Genomic DNA, 810 nt, shown 5'->3' with positions numbered 1-810 from the left:
GGGCGGCGACGTCCCCGCGCAGCGCGGCGAGCAGGGCGCCGGGCGCCGCCGCGCCCTCCCGCGGCACCACCGCGGCGACCACCCGCTGGCCCCACCGCGGGTCGGGCACCACCACCACCGCCGCCTCCGCCACGGCCGGGTGCCGCACGAGCGCCGCCTCCACGACGGCGGGCGCCACCTTCAGCCCACCGGTGGTGATCACGTCGTCCAGGCGGCCCAGCACCTCCAGCCGCTGCCGGCCGCCCGGGCCCTGCACCAGCACCCCCGCGTCGTCGGTGCGGAAGCGGCGCCGCCCGGCGTCGTCGACGTCGAAGGCCGCGGCGGCGCCGCCGGAGCGGTGCCCCCGGTAGCCGCGGGCCACGACGTCCCCGGCCAGCAGCACCCGCGACGTGCCCGGCTCCACCGCCGCGCGGACCCCGTCCAGCGGCACCCCGTCGTACACGCACCCGCCGCACGTCTCGCTGGAGCCGTACGTGGTCACCACCCGCACCCCCGCGGCCCGGGCCCGCTCCCGCAGGGCCGGCGGGGTGGCGGCCGCCCCCACGAGCACCGCGTCGAACGAGGCCAGCGCCGCGGTGGCCTCCGCCCCGGCGTCGAGCAGCCGCAGCAGCTGCGTCGGCACGAGCGACGTGAACCGGGCCGGACCGGTGCAGGCGGCCGCCGCGGCGGTGAACGCGGCGGGGGAGAAGCCCGCGGTGAGGTCGAGCACGACGGGCTCGGTGCCGGCCAGCACCGAGCGCAGCAGCACCTGCAGCCCCGCCACGTGCTGCGGCGGCAGCGCCAGCAGCCAGCGCTCCCCGCCCGGGGGGC

At 81.2% G+C, this 810-nt stretch carries 1 protein-coding gene; it reads right to left on the bottom strand.

The annotated features are described in order from the left end of the window. Positions 1–810 (bottom strand): AMP-binding protein (locus tag ABEB16_RS13425; protein WP_345712750.1); only part of this gene is annotated, 810 nt, incomplete at both ends.

The sequence above is a fragment of the Kineococcus glutinatus genome (assembly GCF_039542765.1).
GTDB lineage: Bacteria > Actinomycetota > Actinomycetes > Actinomycetales > Kineococcaceae > Kineococcus_A > Kineococcus_A glutinatus.
This window is presented reverse-complemented; position numbering and strand designations above follow the sequence as displayed.